Source organism: Paenibacillus sp. FSL K6-2862, assembly GCF_038005125.1.
GTDB classification, from domain to species: Bacteria; Bacillota; Bacilli; order Paenibacillales; family Paenibacillaceae; genus Paenibacillus; species Paenibacillus illinoisensis_A.
The window spans coordinates 5954930-5979591 of the sequence record NZ_JBBOSN010000001.1 but is presented as its reverse complement, the minus strand read 5'-3'; the positions used below and the strand labels follow the sequence as shown (position 1 = coordinate 5979591).

Annotated in this window: 19 protein-coding genes; 18 read left to right on the top strand and 1 reads right to left on the bottom strand. The window is 44.4% G+C overall.

Features of this window, described 5'->3' with window-relative positions:
* Positions 1-108: 108 nt before the first annotated feature.
* The 18 genes from flgM (at position 109) to MHB82_RS27050 (ending at position 22977) form a co-directional block, all read left to right on the top strand.
* Complete coding sequence (gene flgM / locus MHB82_RS27135; RefSeq protein ID WP_341176285.1) at positions 109-393, top strand: flagellar biosynthesis anti-sigma factor FlgM; 285 nt, start codon at positions 109-111, stop codon at positions 391-393.
* 11 nt (positions 394-404) lie between these two features.
* Positions 405-908 (top strand): flagellar protein FlgN, encoded by a 504-nt coding sequence (locus MHB82_RS27130; RefSeq protein WP_341176284.1) that lies wholly within the window; start codon positions 405-407, stop codon positions 906-908.
* Between the two features lie 20 nt (positions 909-928).
* On the top strand, positions 929-2485 hold the full coding sequence (gene flgK / locus MHB82_RS27125; protein ID WP_341176283.1) for a flagellar hook-associated protein FlgK: 1557 nt from the start codon (positions 929-931) through the stop codon (positions 2483-2485).
* Between the two features lie 23 nt (positions 2486-2508).
* Positions 2509-3429 carry a flagellar hook-associated protein FlgL gene (gene flgL / locus MHB82_RS27120; protein WP_341176282.1) on the top strand — a complete coding sequence of 307 codons (921 nt, stop codon included), beginning with the start codon at positions 2509-2511 and terminating at the stop codon, positions 3427-3429.
* A gap of 19 nt (positions 3430-3448) precedes the next feature.
* A complete protein-coding gene (locus MHB82_RS27115) occupies positions 3449-4018 on the top strand; it encodes a DUF6470 family protein (protein ID WP_341176281.1) in 570 nt (189 codons plus the stop codon).
* Positions 4019-4136: 118 nt separating this feature from the next.
* Positions 4137-4553 (top strand): flagellar assembly protein FliW, encoded by a 417-nt coding sequence (gene fliW / locus MHB82_RS27110; RefSeq protein WP_341176280.1) that lies wholly within the window; start codon positions 4137-4139, stop codon positions 4551-4553.
* A gap of 1 nt (position 4554) precedes the next feature.
* On the top strand, positions 4555-4800 hold the full coding sequence (gene csrA, locus MHB82_RS27105; protein ID WP_341176279.1) for a carbon storage regulator CsrA: 246 nt from the start codon (positions 4555-4557) through the stop codon (positions 4798-4800).
* A gap of 144 nt (positions 4801-4944) precedes the next feature.
* Positions 4945-6126, top strand: coding sequence for a flagellin N-terminal helical domain-containing protein (locus tag MHB82_RS27100; protein WP_341176278.1), 1182 nt, complete (start codon positions 4945-4947; stop codon positions 6124-6126).
* A gap of 174 nt (positions 6127-6300) precedes the next feature.
* Positions 6301-12612 (top strand): Ig-like domain-containing protein, encoded by a 6312-nt coding sequence (locus MHB82_RS27095; RefSeq protein WP_341176277.1) that lies wholly within the window; start codon positions 6301-6303, stop codon positions 12610-12612.
* A gap of 187 nt (positions 12613-12799) precedes the next feature.
* A complete protein-coding gene (locus tag MHB82_RS27090) occupies positions 12800-13183 on the top strand; it encodes a flagellar protein FlaG (protein ID WP_341176276.1) in 384 nt (127 codons plus the stop codon).
* Between the two features lie 12 nt (positions 13184-13195).
* A complete protein-coding gene (fliD, locus tag MHB82_RS27085) occupies positions 13196-14692 on the top strand; it encodes a flagellar filament capping protein FliD (protein ID WP_341176275.1) in 1497 nt (498 codons plus the stop codon).
* Between the two features lie 22 nt (positions 14693-14714).
* Positions 14715-15104: a flagellar export chaperone FliS gene (gene fliS, locus MHB82_RS27080; protein ID WP_341176274.1), complete on the top strand. Its 390-nt coding sequence runs from the start codon at positions 14715-14717 to the stop codon at positions 15102-15104.
* Positions 15097-15432, top strand: coding sequence for a hypothetical protein (locus tag MHB82_RS27075; RefSeq protein WP_341176273.1), 336 nt, complete (start codon positions 15097-15099; stop codon positions 15430-15432). Before fliS ends, MHB82_RS27075 begins: the two co-directional genes overlap by 8 nt.
* 556 nt (positions 15433-15988) lie before the next feature.
* A complete protein-coding gene (locus tag MHB82_RS27070; RefSeq protein WP_024631599.1) occupies positions 15989-16186 on the top strand; it encodes a cold shock domain-containing protein in 198 nt (65 codons plus the stop codon).
* Positions 16187-16543: 357 nt separating this feature from the next.
* Positions 16544-17107 (top strand): ribosome hibernation-promoting factor, HPF/YfiA family, encoded by a 564-nt coding sequence (hpf, locus tag MHB82_RS27065; protein WP_095359917.1) that lies wholly within the window; start codon positions 16544-16546, stop codon positions 17105-17107.
* An 809-nt stretch (positions 17108-17916) separates the two neighbouring features.
* Entirely contained in the window at positions 17917-20421 is a 2505-nt protein-coding gene (gene secA, locus MHB82_RS27060; protein WP_341176272.1) for a preprotein translocase subunit SecA, read from the top strand.
* A gap of 409 nt (positions 20422-20830) precedes the next feature.
* Positions 20831-21944 (top strand): peptide chain release factor 2 gene (gene prfB, locus MHB82_RS27055; protein ID WP_341176271.1). Its coding sequence is split into 2 segments (ribosomal slippage): positions 20831-20902 and positions 20904-21944, totalling 1113 coding nucleotides; the frame shifts between segments, so codons are not numbered across the junction.
* Between the two features lie 127 nt (positions 21945-22071).
* A complete protein-coding gene (locus MHB82_RS27050; RefSeq protein WP_341176270.1) occupies positions 22072-22977 on the top strand; it encodes a YitT family protein in 906 nt (301 codons plus the stop codon).
* 107 nt (positions 22978-23084) lie between these two features.
* Here MHB82_RS27050 and cls read toward each other — a convergent pair whose 3' ends face one another.
* Complete coding sequence (cls, locus tag MHB82_RS27045) at positions 23085-24533, bottom strand: cardiolipin synthase (RefSeq protein WP_095359913.1); 1449 nt, start codon at positions 24531-24533, stop codon at positions 23085-23087.
* Positions 24534-24662 lie beyond the last annotated feature (129 nt).

The window sequence follows — 24662 nt, the reverse complement described above, 5'->3', positions numbered from 1 at the left end:
GGAATGTACCGATAAACTTATTAAAGATTATCGGTTTTTTTTATTATCCGAATTGTTCGCAATGATAAAGATAATGTAAAATCCTAAGGTGAAGGAAGTGTATTTCGAATGAAAATCAATGAACCGAATAGAATTGGTGCTATTAACTCCTATCAAAGGAACATTGAATCCAATCAGCAGGCTGACGCTAAGAAAAGCCGCCGTAAGGACGAAGTATCCATCTCTCCGGAGGCGATGAAGATGCTTGAAGAGCAAAGTCGTACACAAGATGCGGAACGCATGCAACGTATACAGGAACTGAAGGAACAGGTAAGTTCTGGAACGTACCAGGTAGACAGCAGTAAACTTGCTGACAAGCTTCTGCCGTATTTTAAGTCTTTTGATAAGGAATAGGTGATTACGTAATGGCAGCACTGGACAGATTAATTGCAGTTTTACAGCAAATGGAACAAAGTCATCGTGAGATGCTGGCACTAAGCGAGATCAAAAGGCAGGTCATTGTCAAAAACGATGTGGATCAGTTGATTGCCGTAATGAACAAGGAATCCAAGTTTATGAAACAGCAGGAGCCACTGGAAAGCGAACGGCTTAGTGCAGTTCATGAACTGCTTCAAGAGCGAGGAATCAAATCCTTATTGAATTTGAACATCACCGAAATCTCCAAATTGATATTTGATCCGGCTGATAAACAGCGTTTAATCGAGGTTCAGAATAAGCTGGCGGGAACATTGCTGGAACTAAAAGAAGCTAATCAATTAAATCAAAAACTGATCGAGCAATCATTAATGTTTATCGATTTTTCCATGGACATATTTGCTTCACGACCAGAACAGGATGCCACTTATCAGCATCCTGCTGATAAGAACGGAAATCCAGGACGAATCGGACTTTTTGATACACGTGCCTGATTAATTTAGGGGGAAACCAGGTGACATCTACTTTTCATTCAATTGAAACAGCTAAACGAAGCTTGTTTACACAAACGGCAGCACTTAGCACAACGGGCCATAACGTAGCCAATGCCAATACGGAAGGATACTCCCGGCAGAGAGTAAATATGCAAGCCTCTATTCCAATGGAACCATTTGCCTTTTTGCACAGCACTACACCGGGACAACTCGGAACGGGGGTAGAGTTTGACTCAATCACTCGTGTTCGTGAGAAATTCCTGGATGATCAATATCGTAATGAAAATACCAGCTTCGGGAGTTGGTCCATTCAGCGTGATACGCTGGAAAAATTGGAAGCTATCGTGAATGAACCCTCTGATACCGGTTTTCGTACCGTAATGGATAACTTCTATAAATCCTGGTCTGATCTGAGCAAAAATCCGGAGGATGTTACTGCACGCCGTATTGTGAAGGAAACCACTCTGGCACTTACAGATGCGATGAACCAAATTAGCCGCCAGCTGGATGCGCTGAGCCAGGACTTGGATAATAACATTGATGTAAAAAGTAGTGAGGTTCAAGGGTATCTAAGTAATATTGCGAATTTGAATGGTGCAATAATCAAGATCGAATCGCTAGGCGACAATGCCAATGATTTGCGCGACCAACGGGATCTTATGGCAGATAAGCTATCCAAAATCATGAATGTTACGGTTACAGACTCTCCGCAAGGATACTCGATTCAAATGAATGGACAGGCGCTGGTTACAGGTGAAGCGGTTCAGGTTGTCGTTGATTCGGCCTTCTTAAATGCAGCATATACTGCAGGGACTCTGACGAATGGTGAGGTTCACGGGATGATAACATCTCGGGATACCTTGGTAAGTGATTACCGCAAACAAATGGATGATCTGGCCAATACGCTAGCCACTGGAGATATCGAAATAACGCTGCCAGCAGGGTCCGTCCTTCCGAATAATACGGTTCTGAATGGTGTGACATACACTGGTGCTGCACGTACATTGACAGCTGAACTGACCGTAACGGTTAAAGGCTTGAATGGGCTGCACCAGCTGGGATACAGCATGGATGGAACGACTTCTGCCGGATTGCCATTCTTTACATCATCTGATGGCAGTGCTGCCATTACGGCAGGGAATATCTCATTAAATGCCGCCATTTTAGCTGATCCGAACAAGATCGCCACTTCTTTGAGGACAACTACTGACGCTTCAGGAGCAGAGACTGTAATTAAAGGGAACAACACGCTTGCCATTTTGCTTGCCAACCTGAAAGATACACCGATGAAATCGCCTGATGGCCTGCGTAATGCTACGATCGGAGCACAGTTTAATGCGATTGTAGGCCAACTGGGAGTCCAATCTCAGGAAACGGCACGTCAAACGTCCAATTCTGAGTTCTTGGTAGAGCAAGTTGATATGCGTCGTCAGTCGGTTAGTGGGGTGTCCTTGGACGAAGAGATGGCTAACATGATTAAATTCCAGCATGCCTATAGTGCATCCGCACGTTTTATGACAACATTTGACCAATTGCTCGATAAATTAATCAATTCCACCGGTGTGGTAGGAAGATAAGTAGAAGGGAGGTCGCTTAAACGATGAGAGTTACTAATAATATGCTAAGCTCACAATTGCTGCTTAACTTGAACCGCAATGCGCAACAGATGAATAACACACAAATTCAACTGGCAACGGGCCGTAAAATCAACAAACCTTCTGATGATCCGGTAGGGATTACATATTCCCTTCGTTACCGTGCAGAACTTTCTTCCAATGAACAATACCAAAAGAACGTAGATAGTGCAGTATCGTGGCTGGATTTTAATGAAACTGTCTTGACTCAGGCAGGAGATGTATTGCAGCGGGTCCGGGAATTGGTTGTACAAGGTTCGACAGGTACCAATCCGCAATCCGCATTGGATAGTATCAACGAAGAAATGAAGCAGTTGAAAGAACAGATGATTGATATTGCAAATAGCAAATTTAACGGAAAATATATCTTTAATGGTGAAACGTACGATACCATGCCATACGACTTCCCGAAAAATATTGATGGTTCCATAGATACTACCAATGCTGGGAACGTTGTGACTGACCCGGGTAAAATTAATTTTATTGTTGGTGAGTCGGTGCAGTTACCTATTAATATTACTGGTAATGAAGTGTTCGGTTCTGCGACAGAAGATGATAATGTTTTTGTCATGTTCAATACCATTATCGAATCTTTAACGGAAGGCAAGCAGAAGGAGTTGTCTGATCAACTGGACGTTATTGATAGTCGTGTGAGTAAAATCTTGGCTCACCGGGCTGAGATTGGTGCCAAAACGAACCGCGTGGATCTGATGATGAATCGCCTGGATGATCTGGGGATTAACTTGACCGACTTGCAGTCCAAGGTGGAAGATGCAGACTTTGCCGAACTGGCCATGCAGTCCAAAATTCAGGAAAACATCTATAACGCATCGTTGTCCACAGGTGCGAAAATTATCAGCCCTACTTTAGTTGATTTCCTAAGATAAGCCAAGGGAGGGGAAAGATTTGAAGACTCTTCCCGTTGTTCAGATTCGTACGACTCCAACCGTTCTGAATTTCGAAGCAAAGCTGGGTGAATACTCCATTCGCCAGCCGAAGGCAGAACTTCAGATGAATACGAAACCTGCCCAATTGACCGTGCAGAGCCATCCCATAGAGATGAGTGTGGATCAGAGCAGAGCTTTCTCTGCCTATACAGGTGGTAAAATGCCTGAACTTAATGCACGAATCTATTCGGGCATTGAGCAGTTGTTTCTTCAGAATATGGCTGAACGCGTTCAGCAAGGGAATCAGCTGGCTTCCATTCATAAACCAGGGAACACGATTGCGAACATTGTGGGCTCGGATTGGCAGGCCAGACCCTTTCCAGAGACACGTGGACCGGCTTCCTCAGGTAATGTGGATGTGCGGTTTAATACAAGGCAGCCTGACCTTCATTATGAACCTGCAGTTTCTGAACTGAATGTCATTGTGAACAAGCCTGAAATTGAATACCATCGTGGGAAATTGGATGTGTATGTTAAACAATATGGGTCCATACAGTATACTCCGCCAGAGATTGACATTGGGTTATAGGGTATAATGTAGAGCTATACGGTCTGAAATAAGCCGCTATGGCTCTTTTTTTTCTATCTACACTTCGTATGATAAGGAGGCGTTTATTATTCATATTCAGACTACGTTATGGGGAGAAATGGAATTATCCGAAGAGGACGTATATTGCTTTCCCAAAGGTCTGCCTGGTTTTGACGAGGAAGATGCTTTTGTTATAGTCCCTTGGGAGGATACCCCATTCAGCTATTTACAATCGGTGAAAGAGCCAGCATTGGCTTTCCTTCTCGTTAGTCCATTCCTGTTTGTACCAGATTACAGTTTTGAGTTATCAGAGGCAGACAAAGAAGAACTGGAGATACAAGATCAGGTATCGGTGTATTCTATTGTGACAATTCAGGCAGAGGCAAGCAAGTCAACAATGAACCTGCTTGCACCAATTGTTCTTAACCCCGAAAAAAGAGTGGGTAAACAGGTTGTTCTCCATCAATCGAATTACGAAACACGTCATCTTATTTGGGCAGCGGATGAAGCGAGATCAGTGAAAGGTGGGATCTAGCATGTTGGTGCTCTCTCGAAAAAAAGGTGAGTCCATCGTCATTCAGGATCATATTGAAGTCACTGTATTGGCAGTAGACGGAGACACTGTGAAGCTGGGGATTTCAGCACCCGCTCACATTGATATCTTCCGTCAGGAGGTGTATGCCGCCATTCAGGAAGCTAATAAGGAATCGGCAACACCACTTGCAGCCAACATCGAAGCCTTTATGGAACGGCTGCGAAATGAAAATAAGAAAAAAGATTAAAAAAATTACATTTTGCTATAAACAGTTGCTAACCTCCCGTCGATATATTATTTAGACGCTGCTTCAGCAGGGCGGCCGACCTTAATGTCGCAGCGTTTACCACAAGGATGTGGAACTAACTTATTTCAGGGAGGAAACACAAAAATGATTATCAATCACAATATCACAGCGCTTAACACGCACCGTCAATTATCTGCAAACACTTCTGCTACAAGCAAAAATATCGAAAAACTGTCTTCCGGTCTTCGCATCAACCGTGCTGGTGATGACGCTGCTGGTCTGGCAATTTCCGAAAAAATGCGTGGTCAAATCCGCGGTTTGGACATGGCTTCCAAAAACGCTCAAGATGGTATTTCCCTTATCCAAACAGCTGAGGGTGCACTGAACGAAACACACAGCATCCTGCAACGTGTTCGTGAATTGGCTGTTCAATCTGCGAATGATACGAACACTGCTTCTGACCGTGAAGAGCTTCAAAAAGAAGTTCAACAATTGAAAGATGAAGTGGATCGTATTTCGAACAACACTGAATTCAACACTAAGAAATTGTTGAATGGTGATTTGTCATCCAAAGCATTCAAAGCTGAGTCAGCTTCAATTGCAAGCAAAACAGGAGATTTTACTGTAGAAATCGATACTGCTTTGGTAACTGATCCAACAGGTACTGGAGCTGTACAAACGAATGATACTTATGTCGTTAAAGTAACTGGATTTGATGCTAGTTTGAACCAGTATTCCTACACTATCACCCCGGAATCTACTGGAGTAGAAAGTGCTGAAGCAACTTTTACAGCGGGTGGCGCTGCAGCTGATGCAATTGCTAACCTAGGTGGATCAGGGTTGGATGTTAACGTGGATTCAACAAAGATTAAAGTTGGAGATTCCTTCACGTTGGTGACTCGCCAAGAGCAAAATAAAACTGGTGAGGCAACTCAAGAAATTAATTTCCAAATCGGTGCTAACTCTAACCAAACAATTAGTGTAGGCGTTGAATCAATGAAAACTTCGGACTTGTTCCTACAAAACGTAAACATCTCTACACAAACAGGCGCTACTGCAGCCATCTCCACACTGGATGATGCAATCAAAAACGTATCTGCTGAGCGTTCTAAATTGGGTGCTGTTCAAAACCGTCTGGAGCACACAATCAACAACTTGGGTACTTCTTCCGAGAACCTGTCAGCTGCCGAGTCCCGTGTGCGTGACGTAGACATGGCAAAAGAAATGATGGAGCAAACTAAGAACAACATCCTTGCTCAAGCTGCTCAAGCGATGCTTGCTCAAGCGAATCAACAACCACAAAGTGTTCTGCAATTGCTTCGTTAATTTTCGTCGAATATCCTATTTCGACAATAGACTCCAGAATTTCCTGGGGTCTATTTTTTTAAGCCTAATTTTAGATACATTTTAAAATATCTAGTTGAAATGGAGAAAAATGCATAAATGATGAAGCGACTATTCAGAAAGTGGACTATTCTTTGTATGGCTATGGTGCTAATCATGACACAGACTGTAGTTTATGCAACAGATGTTGTCATTGAGGACCCAACCCCTGACTTGACAGCCCCTGTAATTAACAGCATCAGTGTTTCAAGTACTGAACTCACTCCCACAACACCTGTGAAGGTGATCGCGGATATTACGGATGATCTCTCTGGGTTTAGTGACGGTTATATCATCTATACGAAAGCGAACAATCAGAGTTTTAGAGCGTCTTTTGTATATAATGTAAATACCAAGCTCTATGAAGCTAATATTACTGCAGCCAGTAATGATACAGCTGGCTCATGGAAGGCTACAACAATCTATTTGAAAGATAAAAAGGATAATGCCATTACGCTTGGTCATAATTCTACCCAGAGCAATGGGCAAAAAATTGATTTTACACCACTGCACTTGAATTTAAGTGGAGTAACGCCTCCGTCCACTGACAAAGAGGCACCGGTTCTGCACTCCATTCAAGTAAATGCGAATCAATTAACCGTAAATGACAAATTACTGTTGACTGCCGAAGTTACAGACAATGACTCAGGGGTAGCTTCTGTAGTGGCGTATTACAGAACACCTAGTGGTGCGACAAAGTCAATTTCTTTGGCTGCGAGTGGAAACAATAAATTTGAGGGTTCGTATATCATAGGGAAATATGATGACAGCGGGGAATGGGTTCTTGCTTCGGTAACAGCGCGAGATCGTGTAGGGAATTCCAAAACCTATACAAGTTACCAAGATCAAAATGGCAAAACGGTAAACTTCAATAACTGTCTGGTTGTGGTTAGTGGCACGACGGTCGACAAAGAAGCACCAATGCTGCACGATATATCGGTAACTTCCCGTGTGGTGCACCCAAATGAGAAAATTGAAGTACGCGCTGAAGTAACGGATAATGAATCCGGCGTGGGTACAGTACGAGTAACATACAAGAAACCAGATGGAAGCAATAGCACAATTGATTTGCGCAAGGATGCCACCGGTCAATTCGTCGGATCAGTGACAGTCGGTCAGTATGAAGAGCGTGGGTTACGGACGTTAACCTCGGTATACTTGAGCGACATATTAGGAAATAATCGTACAATCACTAGTTATACTGACAATAACAACCAACTGAAGACATTTGAGCATTGCACTGTAGAAGTAACAGGAACGACACCTGACTGGGAAGGTCCGGAATTTACTTCAGGCTCCATTACGGTCAAGCAAATCTCTAATGTGCAAGCAGAAGTTATCCTGACAATTGGTGTTGGAGACCTCTTATCAGGGGTAGCGAATGGATCACTGACAGGAAATTATAAAAAACCAAGTGGAAGAACGGTTAATCTTAACTTTATAAAGGTTGACGGAGATAAGTATAGAGCTACTATTCCCATCGACAAGTATGATGAGTTAGGTGAATATGTGCTTAGTGGGTTGACAGTACGTGATAATGTCGGTAACACCAGTACAGCAAAAACACTGGGTGTCTCCCCATTATCGGAATTTAATTTCAACGTACTAGGCAAAATTACGATTACACCAGGAACACCAAATAGTATTTCTGTAACGGCTCCAGCGGAAATGAATCGAGGACAGAGTCATCAACTGAAACCAATTCTGGAGTATAGCAATGCTGCGATTGCACCGTTGGATATTACCAAAGATCCATTAACCAAATATACTTCATCCAATGCGAATTTGCTGACAGTCAGCGCACAAGGACTTATCCAGGTTCCTGCTAATGCGGGTTCAGGATACGCAACGATTGAGGTAACTTACGGGAACGTGCGCAAAACGGTAGATGTTAAAGTTAATGGTGGCGCTACAGAATCATTTCTGTCAGTGACTCCACTTATGGTAACGATGCATACTGGGCAATCGGAACAGATTAAAGTGGTAGAAATTAATGATGGTGAACGCAAAGATGTAACTAAATCTTCTAGCGGAATCACCTATACGAGTAGTAATCCTGCGGTTGTGACGGTTACCCCCGATGGTTTAATCCAAACGACTTCAGTGAATCAGCAAGGAACATACTATATTAATATGGAATATAAGGGCTTGAAAGCGACCACGACAGTCAAGTTATCTCAACCTGTAGTGAAGTCCCTTTCGATCTCACCAACAGAAGAGACCCTTTCACTCACCAATAACAAGCTTCAATTGGTATTGAAAGCACTCATGAACGATGGAACAAGCAAAGACGTAACCAAGGAATCCGACGGGACCAAATACACTTCGTCTGATCCAAAACGGGCTCGGGTAGATGCGAACGGGTTGGTGGTAATCCCGTCAGATGCCATTAGCGGTACTGTTACGATCAAAGCCACAAACAGTAACTTAGTCGTACAGAGCGTCCTCACGATTGACGGGAATCCAGAGCTTACGGGCATCAAGATCACGACGGATAAACTAAGTGTATTCCCGGGAGAAGAGAAACAGCTGACGGTTGTATCCACATACTCGAACGATACGACGAAGGATATTACCGCCAGCAGCGCAGGGACTCTCTATACAAGCAGTAATCCGGCACGTGCTCTGGTGAACACGGAAGGGAAAGTTACGATTCCCAAAGATGCTTCTCTGGGCACAGTGGTTATTACAGTGAATTATGAGACTTTCCGTACGACAGCAGTGTTGAATGTTGTTAAGGATACTTCGAATGACATTCTATCCATCGAGGTTGATCCTGCTACTGCATCCTTGATGCCTGAAGATACGCAGCAGGTCAAGGTAACGGCGAAGATGGGGAACGACACGCTGAAGGATATTACGGCAAGTACAGCAGGAACGACATATACAAGCAGTAACATGGAGCGAGCATTGGTGGATGCTGAAGGATTAATTACCATTCCAAAATCAGCAACTGTAGGGACAGTCGTAGTCTCGGTCAAAAATGGCTCATTCCAAAAGTCTATCGCTTTGACGATAACTAATGATCCTGCGAAAGAACTTAAATCGATATCAATTAAGCCCAATCCCATCACACTGTACGTAGGTAAAGAGCAGCAGTTAACGGTAACAGCGTTAATGGGTGATGGCAGTGAGAAAGATGTAACTCACGAAGATAGGATGGAGTATACGAGCAGTATTCCGGCACGTGCATCAGTAGATGCAGCGGGATTAATCACCGTCCCGGCAGATGCCTCTCTGGGAGCAGTTGTGATCACAGCGAAGCTTGGAACTGTTCAATCATCGGTTACAGTAAATATTGAACCGGACCCAGCATCTGTTGTGAAAGGTTTGTCCATCACACCAAATCCGTTAACATTACAAACGGGAGAAAAGCAGCAGTTGACCGTTAAAAAGGTTATGGGAGATGGTAGTGAAACTGATGTAACTGCGAGTCAAGCAGAGACGGTGTATAGCAGCAGCAATACAGAACGCGCTGTGGTGAGTGCTGAAGGGCTAGTTACGATTCCAGCTTACGCTTCTGTAGGTACAGTAGTAATTACAGTCCAAAATAAAACTCAAAAGGCGACAGTGGCAATTACGGTAACTCAAAATCCTGCCACTGAAATTAAGAGTCTGGTCATTACACCGAATCCAATCACAACATATCCAGGTAAAACGCAGCAGCTAACAGTTATTGCGAATATGGGAGACGGTAGTCAAAAGGATATGAGTAGTTCTGAAGGTATTGAATATACGAGCAGCAATTCAGCACGTGCTTCAGTAAATTCAACAGGGCTTATTACAATTCCCGCGGATGCCTCTCTGGGAACGGTAGTGATCACCGCTAAGATTGGAACCAAGCAAGCTGCGGTTACAATAACCGTCGAACCGGACCCATCAACTGTCGTGAAAGGCTTAACCATTACACCAAATCCGTTGACTATTCAAACAGGAGATACACAGCAGTTGACCGTGAAAAGGGTCATGGGAGATGAAAGTGAAACCGATGTAACCGCAAGCCAAGCCGGAACCACATACAGTAGTAGTAATACAGAGCGTGCTGTAGTAAATGCAGATGGTTTTGTTACAATCCCGGCGTATGCAACAACAGGTACGGTCGTCATCACTGTACAAAACGGAAGCCAAAAGGCAACAGTAGTTATTACGATAACCAAAAATCCAGCTACTGAAATTAAAAGTTTGGTCCTTACACCGAATCCGATTACATTGTATGCTGGTAAAACACAGCAACTTGCAGTCATTGCAAATATGGGAGACGACAGTCAACAGGACATGACGAGTGCTGAAGGAGTTGCATATACAAGCAGTAATCCAACACGTGCATCAGTAGATGCAGCGGGACTAATCACCATTCCAGCAGATCCATCTTTGGGAACAGTGGTCATTACTGCTAAGCTTGGAACTCAGCAAGCGTCAGTTACAGTAACTGTTGAACAAGATCCAGCGACTGTAGTTAAAGAACTTGTAATCACGCCAAATCCGTTGATGCTCCAAACAGGGGAAACGCAGCAACTGACCGTAAGAAGGGTTATGGGAGATGGAAGTGAGATCGATGTGACTACGAGTCAAGCAGGAACCGCATATAGCAGCAGCAATACAGAGCGTGCTGTGGTGAGTGCAGAAGGACTTGTTACTATTCCGACGTATGCTTCAGCTGGTACAGTTGTTATCACTGTCAAGAATGGTACCAAACAAACAACGATTGTGATTACAGTGAAGAAGAACCCAGCTACGGAAATCAAAAGTATGGTCATCAGTCCTAGCCCAATAACGATGTATGCAGGCAAAACACAGCAACTAACAGTGCTTGCGAATATGGGAGACGGCAGCCAGCAGGACATGACCAATAATAAAGATATTCAATACACAAGCAGTATTCCGGCGCGTGCAGTAGTTGATGCTTCAGGACAGATTACAATCCCGAGAGATGCAACACTTGGAACGGTAGTCATTACTGCTAGTATTGGAACTTCCCGAACTTCGGTCACAGTAACCGTTGGGAATGATCCGGCAACGGAAGTCAAGGGACTGTCGATTACGCCAAATCCATTGACTATCCAGACTGGTGAAATGCAGCAATTGACCGTGAAAATGACCATGGGAGACGGCAGTGAGAGAGAGGCAACCTCCAGTGCAGCTGGAACGATATATACTAGTAGTAATGCAGAGCGTGCTGTGGTGAGTGCGGAAGGATTGGTTACGATTCCAACCTATGCATCAGCAGGAACGGTAGTGATTACTGCTAAAAATGAAAAGCAACAAACTACACTTATAATTACAGTGAAGAAGAACCCGGCCACTGAGATCAAAAGTATGGTCATCAGTCCTGATCCGATCAACATGCATGCAGGTAAAACGCAGCAATTAACGGTACTCGCGAACATGGGAGACGGTAGCCAACAGGACATGACCAATAATAAAGATATTCAATACACAAGCAGTATCCCGACACGTGCAGTAGTTAACGCATCAGGGCAGATAACGATCCCTGGAGATGCGACTTTAGGTACAGTCGTAATTACTGCTAGTATTGGAAGTTCGCGAACTTCGGTCACTGTGACCGTTGGCCAAGACCCTGCGACAGAGGTTTCCCGCTTGGCATTCAATCCGGATTCATTAGCATTGCAAACGGGCAGTACTTATCAGTTGAGTCTTAATGCTGTTATGGGTGATGGAAGTCAGAGAGATATTACATCCAGTAGCCAAGGAACTGAGTATTCCAGTACCATTCCCGCACGAGCAACTGTGAATGCAGAAGGATTCGTTACAATCCCTGTGAGTGCAAGTGCAGGAACAGTAGTTATTGTAGCAAAGAATGGTAAGCTTCAAACAAATCTTGTTATAACGGTTAGCAAAGATCTTTCCACGGAAGTCAAGGGGATTCTTGTAACTCCAAATAGTGCTACACTAGCCATTGGGGGAAATCTGCAATTAACCGTCACTGGAACCATGGGTGATGAAAGCCTTAAAGATATCACTTCAAACAACGGTACGCTTTATACAAGCAGTAATGTTGCCCGTGCTCTAATTGACACAGATGGTCGGATCACCATCCCAACTAACGCTACTTTAGGTTCAGCAACAATTACCGTTAAGAACGGAAGTATAACGTCCTCAGTAGTGTTAACGATAAGTAAAGATCCGGCATCGGAGATTAAGAGCATCACGATTACGCCTGAGGAAGTAAGCTTGACTGCTGGCAGTACTCAGCAACTGTCTGTCACTGCTTTGATGGGGGATGACAGCCTGAAAGATTTAACGAGCAGTTCTACAGAAACCATATATACGAGCAGCAACTCAAGTCGGGCAGCGGTTGATTCCGAAGGAAACATCACGATTCCTGCGAATGCAACAGCCGGAACGGCAACAATTACGGTTAAAAACGGTAAATTCAGCAAATCCGTTATCATTCGAGTTGTTAAATAGTCTTTAAAGCTGCTTTATGTTGTAAACAGGGTCTTTCTTATAAGAAAGACCCTGTTTTTTTAGAAATGAGGTTATTTATATATATTCCATCATTAAATTGCCAAAGAAAATCAGTGTCTGAACTAAATATAGAAATGGAATTGACCGATATAAGAAATACAATACAAATTTGTCGGGGGTTATCTGGATGAATATACAGTTTTCGTTAACCACAAGCGCGGCAACCAGAGGTACTTCAGAACCAGCACTTTCAGCTGAGTCAGTTTCTTCAGTATACAGTACGGATAAGATTCGCAATCTTAAAGATCTCACAGAAAAAGGACTACAGGGAGTGTCGGTCCCATTTGGTGAAGAGCAGCTGATTCGTAATATTGACAAGGCTCTGAGAACCTTGGAAGGACCAGAGACTACGCTGGATGTCAGCATTCACGATAGGACACATCAAATTATGGTCAAGGTTCTAAATAAGGATACTGGAGAAGTTATTCGAGAGATTCCACCTGAGAAAACGTTGGACATCGTAGCAAACATGATGGAACTGGTAGGAATTATCGTTGATGAAAAAATATAAGGAGGACTACAAATGGTATTAAGAGTAAATGGCTTCTCAGGATTTGACGTTGATGGTACCGTCACCAAATTGATGCAAGCCAAACGAGTTCCGCTCGATAAACTTAACCAACAAAAGACACTTCTCAACTGGCAGCGGGATAGTTACCGTGAAGTCAACAGTAAGCTATTCGATTTTAAGCAAAACAAGCTGACAGATACATTTAATAAATCAATGGCAATGACCACACTGCAGTCTACGGTGACCGGCAACACATCTGCTATTAAAGCGGTGGCTACTCCAAGTGCTTCGACAACTCCTATGACGGTTACAGTTACAAAGCTTGCTACGAAAGCAACTATACAACCTCAAGGTCCAATAGAGGTAGCACCTGGCAAGAAAGCTCCACTTTCAACTAAACTAAATGAACTAAATGCAAGTATTGATGAAACAATGAGTTTAACAATAAACAAAACAGAAATCAAAATTACAAGTACAGATACCATATCTGCTGTAATCAGCAAAATTAATAGTTCATCAGCTGGTGTCAATGCTTCCTACAACGAAGTGAGTGGGGAGTTTTCAATAAGTGCCAAAGACTTCGGTAATGCAAGTATAGAGGTAGCACAGAGTTATGCTGATTCTCCGTTGTTACAAGTGTTAAAATTGAACCCAAGTTCAGTTACACCAGCGGCAGATGCTGAAGTCAGTGTAACTACAGAGTCATTAAATGGCACAAAAGTAACAGAGAAATTCACCTCCAAAACGAATTCGATAACTGTAAATGGAATTACCATGACTTTATTAAGTACAACAGCAGCTACGGATCCATCAACAATAACGACAACAGCAGATTCTACACAGGCAATGGACACCATTAAAGCTTTTGTTCAAAGTTATAATGATCTATTAAGCTTCTTGAACACCAAGGTCGGTGAAGCCAAATATCGTGACTTCCAGCCTCTTACAGATGAGCAAAAAGAGGCGATGAAAGAAAGCGATATTACAGCTTGGGAGGCTAAAGCGAAGAGCGGTCTGCTCAAAAACGATGGTATTCTTAACTCTGCAATTACTTCCATGCGATCCCTTATAAGTGGTAATATGGGACAGTTAAGTGCAATGGGTATTACCACTGGTGAGTACTCTGAAGGTGGTAAGTTATATGTAGACGAGGATAAGCTGAAGAAGATGCTTGAGAATAATCCCCAGCAGGTTATTAACCTATTTCAAGGGAATTCCGAATCCAAGAGCGATGGATTGTTCAGCAAAATGAGCACGGCTATGACAAACACCATGCAGAACCTGGCAAATCGTGCCGGTACGAACAGGTTCAGCGGTGATCTGACGGGTACATTTACACCAAGTAGCGTAATGGGAAGAAGATTAAGAGAATTTGACGCTCAGATCCTTACGCTTACAACTCGATTAAATGATGCAGAGACACGTTATTATAAACAGTTTTCAGCTATGGAAACAGCAATTAATAGACTCCAGTCCCAGTCGTCCAGTTTGTTTGGTGCTTCGTACTAAAGTAGGTAAAGGGTGAAAGCAATTGATTACATCTCCTTATGAAAAGTATCGTCAGTCGTCCGTTCAAACTTCAACACCTGAGCAGCTTCTAATTATGCTTTATGATGGGGCTATACGCTTTATACGTGCGGGTATAGATGGGCTTAAACATCAGGATTTGGAAAAAATAAATTTGAACCTGGGGAAGGCTCAGACCATAGTTAGTGAGCTCATGTCTACGCTGGATTCTTCTTATGAAGTTTCCAAGGGACTTTCAGCACTTTATGAGTATGTGAACCACCTTCTGACCCAGTCAAATGTGAAGAAGGAATCTGAGCCTGCTGAGGAGGCTCTAGGCTACCTCACAGAATTAAGAGCAACCTGGGCGCAGGCTATAAAGGTAACTACAGGTCAGGAGAAAGTTCATGGATGAACGTATTGCTGACCTTGAGGCTCTGACCCAGCAGATGATTGATCAGATCAATCAAGTGAGCTCGGAAGAATTGGCGGAGTTTGTTGATAAGCGTCAAGGACTGGTGGATCATATTCTTGACATGATTGAGGTAGCCCAGCTTACGCCTGAGCAACAGCAGCGTTTAAGAGCCGTCCTTGAGCAGGACTCTCTTCTCCTTGAGAGAATGAATAGCTTGAAGGAGGAGGCTGGCAGCTGGCTCAAGAATCATGGACAAGCCAAGATGCAGCGAAATGCATACGAAGCGGGATATGCGCCAGATAGCTTCCTAATGGACAAAAGAAAATGATAAACAGAGATCCCTAAGTACAGTAAATAACTGAACTAGGGATCTTATTTTTTGCTCGATCTGGTGCGCTTAATTTTGTAGGGAAAAATTCTATAAACAAAAGGTTTCAAGGTGTTAGAATGGACGGAATGTAAGTGCATCTTCCATTTTATTTCCGTGAGGTGTTATTTTTATAATGAATAGTTTCCTTTATTTGTTTTATCAGAATTACAGCCGTGGTAGGTCCTTTGATATAGCATTATAATAATATAAACTCTTGTAATGAACTCAGTGTGAAAAAAAGTTATTGCTAAGTCTGCGTTTTCTTGTTCTACTTTTAGTGTAATAAATTGTTGGACACCTAAAAATACTTTAAGCTAATTAGAAGTTTAATAGGCTTTGTACTACACAATGTTTCATGGTTCAACATAAACCCATATTATCCTACAAAAAATACCAATAAAACATTTTCTTTACCAATTGACAATGGATAAGTTTGGATGGTATAGTCTGAATTGTGGGCTAAGGCCTCGGGCAAGAGCCTCACTTCATTTGACGACGAAGGGAATGTTAGTGCATGCAAGGTAAAGTAAAATGGTTCAACGCAGAAAAAGGTTACGGTTTCATCGAGACTGAAGATGGCGGCGACGTATTCGTACACTTCTCCGCAATTCAATCCGAAGGCTTCAAAACTTTGGAAGAAGGTCAATCCGTAGAATTCGACATCGTCGAAGGCGCACGTGGACCTCAAGCCGCTAACGTAATCAAATTATAATCATCCGGACAATCCGACCTACATATATGGTTAGATGGTTACCAATTGAATTATCGCTAGCAATAGACTCCGGTTTTCCGGGGTCTTTTTTTGTTTTTCTAATAGATTCTTTTTAAGATATTACATAATAGATTGAGGAATGAGGAAAACGGTTAATTACTTCTTCAAGCGCCCTATATCAACATCATGTAAATAAAGAATTTCGCCTAAATATGATGAAATATCGCGAAATATGGCGTTACACGTAGGTGGGCAGATGTGACTTGCACAGATGTCATGATTCGGTCACCCGGAGTTTTTACATGGCGCTTACATTCGTGTTATAATGAAGTGGCAAAGGAAAAGGAGGAGTGCCCTATGAATTTAAGTATTCGAGGTCAACAAATCGAGGTTACCGATGCTTTGAAAGATTATGTCGACAAAAAGTTAAGTAGACTCGAGAAGTATTTCGATGCACCCCTTAACTCTGACGGTGCTGTTACATTGAGCACGACGAGAGGCTTGCATACGGTCGAGGTGACGATCCCTTTGAAAGGCATTGTGCTCCGCGCTGAGGATGAGAGCGATGATATGTACGCTTCCATTGACGCTGTGGTAGACAAGCTGGAACGTCAGATCCGTAAACACAAAACGAAAGTTAACCGGAAGTTCCGCCAGGAAGGCAGCTTGAAGACACTCTTCGTTGAAGATCCGACAGGTACAGTAGCTACGGCTGAACTGGATGTGGATACAGAGGACGATGATTTTGAAGTGGTACGGACGAAACGGTTTATGTTGAAACCGATGGACGTGGAAGAGGCAATCCTCCAAATGAACATGGTCGGCCACAATTTCTTCGTATTCTCCAACATTGAGAATGAAGAGGTCAGCGTTGTTTACAAACGGAACGATGGGAAATATGGTTTAATCGAGCAAGGTTAATCACCTTGTACAAATGACTCTGATTGAACCATTAAAAGGTAAAATGAGTACTTACGAAAATTGGACTACAGGAGGACATCTTAGTATCCTGTATGATTAAATGAACAAACTAACAAGAGCCTCAGTCCCATACGGGATGGGGCTCTTTTCTGCATGGACGCAGCCGGGAAAATTTGTGCAAGCAAGTTTATGAAACTATTTCCCATGCAGACGCGTCTAATAGAGAGTAGGAAGAAGGATCACTGCCCACCTAAAAGATGAACTTTTACTCTTAAAGTGTAAATAATGGAGTTTTATGATAGACTCAGTAAACTGAGAAAAGGTTCCAATTTTACCATGAACATTTCCTTGGACTCACCATATGATCTGAAAATATAACAGCGAAAAGAAAGGCTTCCGCTAACGGCTATGATTTTTTGCACTTAAACGTGTACGAAGAGGCTCCAGAAGTTCTAAGAAGTATGCCTCGGCGTGTTGCGGCGACCCTTACAAACTGTTACAATTTATGCAAGAGAATCATTGTCCTGATGAGGAATTGTCAACGAATGATCGCTAATCATAATCAATGACAGGCACAGCACCATGAACATGATTCGTAAGGTTTGGATTTGCCCTTATTATGCAAGGAGCGAGTCCGTGAATATCGAATCAGCTTCATGAGTAATCCTGGCCAAGCCTGGAGTTGATTCATCCATATTAATGTTTTATATCGTTTGTCACCCCCGGGCAAGTGGATGCACATATCCATCCGATGGTGTCGCATGGCGGCAGCAGGGGGTCTATTCTGTTTTGCACGAAAGGGGTATACCATGCTAGGACTTGTCAAAAAGATCTTCGGCGACATGAACGAACGTGATGTTAAACGTCTGATGAAGACGGTCGATGTGATCAATAAACTGGAACCACAATTTCAGGCATTGTCTGATGAGCAACTGAAATCCAAAACCGAGGAGTTTCGTGCCCGTATTGAAAAAGGGGAAACAACGGATGAGCTTCTGCCGGAAGCATTCGCAACGGTACGTGAAGCATCCCGCCGGGTTCTGGGCAAACGTCACTATGACGTACAGATGCTGGGTGGTATTGCTCTGCATGAGGGCCGCATCTCCGAGATGAAAACGGGTGAAGGTAAAACCCTCGTGGGAACTCTCCCGGTTTACCTGAATGCATTGATGTCCAAAGGGGTACACGTCGTTACCGTCAATGACTATTTGGCACAGCGTGACAGCCAGGAAATGGGACAGATCTACGAATTCCTGGGCATGACGGTTGGGGTTAACCTGAGCGGCATGGATCATGCGCTGAAACAGCATGCATATGCTTGTGATATCACGTACGGAACGAACAATGAATTTGGATTCGACTATCTGCGTGACAATATGGTGCTCTACAAAGAGCAGATGGTACAACGTCCGCTGTTCTTCTGTATCATTGACGAAGTGGATTCCATCCTGGTCGATGAGGCGCGTACGCCTCTGATCATTTCCGGACAAGCTCAGAAGTCGACGGATATGTACTATGCTGCAGACCGTTTTGTCAAACGTCTGACGCCGGAAGATGACTTTACAGTAGATATCAAAGTGAAATCCGTTGCCCTTACTGAAGGTGGGGTAGCTAAAGCGGAGAAAGCATTCGGCATTGAGAACTTGTATGATCACGCCAATGTCACGCTTAACCATCACATCGTACAGGCGCTGAAAGCGAACGTAATCATGCGTCGTGACGTCGACTACGTAGTCAGCGAAGAAGAAGTCATGATCGTCGATGAGTTTACAGGCCGTCTGATGGCAGGACGTCGTTACAGCGATGGTTTGCACCAAGCGATTGAAGCGAAGGAAGGCATTGAGGTACAGAACGAGAGTATGACGCTCGCTACAATTACGTTCCAGAACTATTTCCGGATGTACCGCAAGCTTGCGGGGATGACGGGTACAGCGAAAACCGAGGAAGAAGAATTTAAGAAAATCTACGGCCTCGAAGTATTGCAGATTCCTACCAACCGTCCGAACAAACGGAATGACATGGCAGATGTTGTATACAAGAGCATCGACGGCAAGTTTAAAGCTGTAGTTGAAGAGATCGTAGAACGCCACAGCAAAAACCAGCCGGTTCTGGTCGGTACAGTATCGATCGAGAACTCTGAGCGTCTTTCCGACATGCTGAAACGCCGTGGTGTGAAACACCAGGTGCTGAATGCCAAGTACCATGCGGAAGAAGCAGAAATTATCTCTGGAGCTGGTCAAGCTGGTGCGGTTACGATCGCAACCAACATGGCTGGCCGGGGTACAGATATTATTTTGGGTGAAGGCGTAGCTGAAGTCGGCGGTCTTCATATCATCGGTACAGAGCGTCACGAATCACGCCGGATCGATAACCAGCTGCGCGGACGTGCAGGACGTCAGGGTGACCCGGGTTCTACACAGTTCTATCTGTCACTTGGTGATGAGCTGATGAGACGTTTCGGTGCAGATAATGTATTGAACATGATGGAGCGTCTTGGCTTTGAAGAGGACCAACCGATTGAGAGCCGCATGATCACTCGTGCAGTTGAGTCCGCACAGAAACGTGTTGAAGGAAACAACTTTGATGTACGTAAAGTCGTTCTTCAATATGATGACGTCATGAACCAACAGCGTGAAATTATTTATAAACAGCGCCGCGAGGTGCTTGAATCGGAAAATATCAAACAGATCGTTATGGATATGATCAAGCCTTCCATTGAACGTATTGTTGAAGCGCACTGCAGTGACGACATTCCAGAGAACTGGGAACTGCAGGAAGTAGCGGACTATATGAACAGCAAATTGCTGGATGATGGTTCGATTACCAAAGACGATCTGTGGGGCAAGGAAGCCGAAGAGATCATCGAGTACCTGTTTGATAAAGTGCAGAAGAAGTACAATGCACGTGAAGAGCGTATCGGTGAAGAGATGGTTCGTGAATTCGAGAAAGTTGTTGTGCTTCGTGCAGTCGACAGCAAATGGATGGACCACATTGATGCAATGGATCAACTGCGTCAAGGTATCCACCTTCGTGCATACGGCGGTACAGATCCACTGCGTGAGTATCAATTTGAAGGCTTCGAAATGTTCCATCAGATGATTGCTTCGATTCAGGAAGAAGTGGCAACTTATGTGATGAGAGCTCAAATCGAGAGCAATCAGGAGCGTCAGGCGGTAGTGGAAGAGAGCCAGATCTCGACTAGCGGAGAACCTGCTGAGAAGCGTCCGGTAAAAGTCTCCGACCAAATCGGCCGCAACGATCCTTGTCCATGCGGCAGCGGCAAAAAGTATAAACACTGCCACGGCCAAGAATAGTTAAGCGATATTCTCTTACACCATAACGGAGATTGCAGAAGCAATCTGGAGAAGCGAAGCGTTCGCCTTTATCACCAGATTTGTTCCTTTTATAAAAGGGAATCAAAAAAATCTGGGGATAACAGCGATCGGAAGATGCTACTGCAATCGGAGTGTTATGGTGTAATAGTTCCTAGATTAACTTATATAGAATACATGAACGGCTCCTTGCAGCCGGGCATTTCAAATGATCAAATGAAGGATGCATAACCGGTGATTGGTGCATAGTTATAACTATGCAGCCATGATCCAGGTGAAGAGAATTGCCGCTATAATGGTAATCTGGACACCAAGGTGAAGCATCTGACACCCGATCTGGAGAAGTGCCCGGTTTGCGGGGAGCTTATCTTAATGAAAAGAGGAATTGCACATGATTGATCCAAGCGTGAAGCAGGACCTGCGTGAAATAGGCAAGAAACTAACAAACCTTAGGGGGTCTCTTTGACTTAGATCTCAAACAGGAAATGATTGAGAACTTTGAAGAGAAGATGTCGGCTCCCGACTTCTGGGATGATAATGAGAAGGCACAGTCTGTGATCGCTGAGATGAATGCGGTGAAGGGATCGGTTGATCAATACGCCAAACTCCAGCAGGACTATGATGATGCCCTAATGATGGTTGAACTGGCCGATGAAGAAGGCGACGAAGATCTGGCCGCCGAGGTTGGTAGCAGCGTAACGGCAATCGTGAGCAAGCTGGAAGAGTTTGAGCTTCAGCTTCTGCTGAATCAACCGTACGATAAAATGAATGCCATTCTTGAGCTTCACCCGGGGGCAGGTGGTACCGAGTCACAGGATTGGGGACAAATGCTGCTCCGGATGTACACTCGCTGGGCTGAGAAACGCGGCTTTAAGGTAGAGGTGCTCGATTATCTGCCAGGTGATGAAGCCGGGATTAAAAGTGTTACGTTGTCCATCAAGGGACACAATGCTTATGGTTATTTGAAAGCAGAGAAGGGTGTCCATCGATTGGTGCGGATCTCTCCTTTTGACTCTTCGGGCCGCAGACATACATCCTTCGTATCCTGTGACGTTGTTCCAGAGATTGATGATACGGTGGAAGTGGACATCCGGACAGAGGATTTGAAGATCGATACGTATCGTGCGAGTGGTGCGGGTGGACAGCACATCAATACCACCGACTCTGCCGTACGGATCACACACATTCCTACCGGAGTCGTGGTAACGTGTCAGAACGAACGTTCACAGATCAAGAACCGTGAGCGCGCGATGACGATGCTTCGTTCCAAACTGTATGAGCGTAAAATTGAAGAGCAAAAACAACAGCTGGATGAAATCCGAGGCGATCAGTCGGATATTTCATGGGGAAGCCAGATTCGCTCCTATGTATTCCATCCCTATAGTATGGTAAAGGATCACCGTACGAGCGTAGAGACAGGGAATACAGGTGCAGTCATGGACGGCGACCTCGATGCATTCATCGACGGTTATTTGCGCAGCCAGATTAAAGTAGAAACCGATTAATCAAAGTTCCTGTATGGACCGGATACGTGTAGGCGTATGCTGGTGTATACAGGGGCTTTTTTTTGAGCCCAAATAGGGAAGAAAAATCAGCAACTTATCAGTCATATAAAAGGAGAGCACGACAACCATGCAAGAGCATCAGCATTTCGTTTCAAACCGCAAAAAGAGGTTAGCCACCCTTATTCCCCTGAATGGACCCTGGAGAAACGTAGTAGATACGGCATCCATTATTTTTGGTTCGTTTCTCATTGCGGTAGCCTTTAATTTATTTTTATTACCTAATCAGATCGCTTCAGGTGGAGTATCCGGGCTGTCTATTCTCGGAAAGGAATGGCTGGGGCTCGAGCCCGCATACACGCAGTGGGCCATCAATATTCCACTTCTCATCGCAGGGTTTCTGCTTATTGGTAAACAGTACGGGATCCGTTCAGTGCTCGGCAGTATTGTGCTGCCCCTGTTTGTTTATCTGACGAAAGACTGGGCCATTCCGACGACGAATCCTTTGCTTGGATCTCTATATGGAGGTATTGGTGTGGGGCTCGGCATCGGCATTGTATACCGGGGAAGAGGTTCAACAGGTGGGATGAGTATCCTCGCCAGAATCGTACAGAAATACAGTGGACTCAGTTACTCTCTTTGCGTCGTAATCATGGATGCTACCGTTATCATTATGGCTGCGTTTGTATTGTCGTTGGAACAGTCACTTTATGCACTGATTGGATTATACGTTACCGGAAAAGTCATTGATGCTGTGGAGATGGGACTTGGCTACTCGAAGGTTGCTTATATTATTTCCAACAAGACGGAGCCGATCACTAAAGTCATTCTAGCCGATCTGGATCGTGGATTAACGAAGCTGGAGGCGAAGGGTGGCTACACGGACGACCAGCGTATCGTATTGATGGTCGTCGTTGGGCAAAATGAGGTGCCGAGACTGAAAGCACTGATCCGGTCCGTGGACCCGGGTGCTTTTGTTATTATCAGTAATGCGCACGAAGTGCTTGGCGAGGGCTTTAAGCGAGACGAGGCATAATTTCAGCGCTTATTAAAGAGGTGACATTTAAAATAAAAAAGCAGGGATGTCCATTCCAGCCAACATGGCGGAGGATGTCCCTGCTTTTTACGTTTTGAATGACCCTGTTACAAAATTGGAGACAGTAAGCGGGAGATCGCTTCTTTGAAACGAATCTTCAGGCTGCGCTTGTTGTACTCCTCCTGCGTCATCTCGCGAGATACCTTAAGGTCATGCTCGAAAGTGTTGACCAATGCCGTGGCGATGACCTCATCATACATAAAGGCATTCACCTCAAAGTTCAACCGGAAACTGCGGTAATCAATATTGGCAGTACCCACCGATGCGACCATGCTGTCAATAATGAGCGTTTTGGCATGGATGAAGCCGTTATCGTATATAAATACTTTTGCTCCGACTTTTAACAGCTCACCAATGTAAGACAGCGTGGCCCAATATACGAAGGCGTGATCCGGTTTATTGGGAATCATGATGCGTACATCGATACCTGACAGGCACGCGAGACGTATGGCTTCGAATACACTGGCATCCGGGATAAAGTAAGGCGTCTGAATCAGAATGGAATGTTTGGCTCCATTAATCATCTTCAGATAACTGTTCTTGATGTGCTCTGTCTCTGCATCTGGTCCGCTGGAGACAATCTGCATCGCCGTCGTTCCTGTACCCTCAATATGCGGGAAATGTTCAGGAACATAAGGGGTATCATGCTGCTTGGATGCCTCGTTCCAATCGAGAAGGAAGCGCGTCTGAAGCGCATGAACGGCATTTCCCTGAATCCGCAGGTGGGTATCGCGCCAATAACCAAACTTGGAGTTCAACCCGAGGTACTCGTCCCCCACATTGAATCCGCCTGTATAACCGAGGTTACCGTCAATGATGACGATTTTACGGTGGTTGCGGTAATTCATACGCAGGTTAATCAGGCTGAATTTCGATGGGAAAAAGACTTCCACCAAACCGCCTGCCTCGCGCAATTCTTTGAAAAAGCGGTTCGATACCCGCCGCGATCCAAGCGCGTCGTACAGCAGACGAACCTTGATGCCTTCCCGCGCTTTGCGGATCAGAGCATCCCGAATGCGTTTACCCAGCCGGTCGCCCCGGTAAATGTAATATTGCACGTGAACATGATCCTGCGCGGCTTCAATATCATCGAGTAACCGTTGGAATTTGTCCGTTCCATCGGTGATGATCTCTACAGCATTGTCTTCCGTAAGGAGAGCGCCGTTCTGTTTCAGATTCATATAGATCATGTCCTGGCTGCTTTCGGTGGCTCTGTTGTTGAATGGCGTCCGATTGTCATGCAGCTGTTCGAGTTGTGCGGCGATGCGTTCCTCCAGACCAAGCTTCTTTCTCTCTTTCCATTGGAACAGCCGGTAGCGGGTCAGATTCTGACCTGTTAGTAGATAAAGTACAAACCCAAGCACAGGAATAAAGTTCAATACCAGCAGCCAAGCCCAGGATGCACTGGCATCCTTACGTTCGAAGAACACGACTGCTGCAGCGAAGATAATATTCAGGCCCAGGAGTACCATAAGTAAAATGGATTCGATATGCACTGTAGTCCCCCATGTCTCGTAATGACCAACGTGAATCCATTCATAAACCCTTCCTCGTGTAGAATTTGTTATGAATAAGACCTTGGTATGTAATCTTTCCTATAAAACGTATTTTAGCAGAAGTATTCG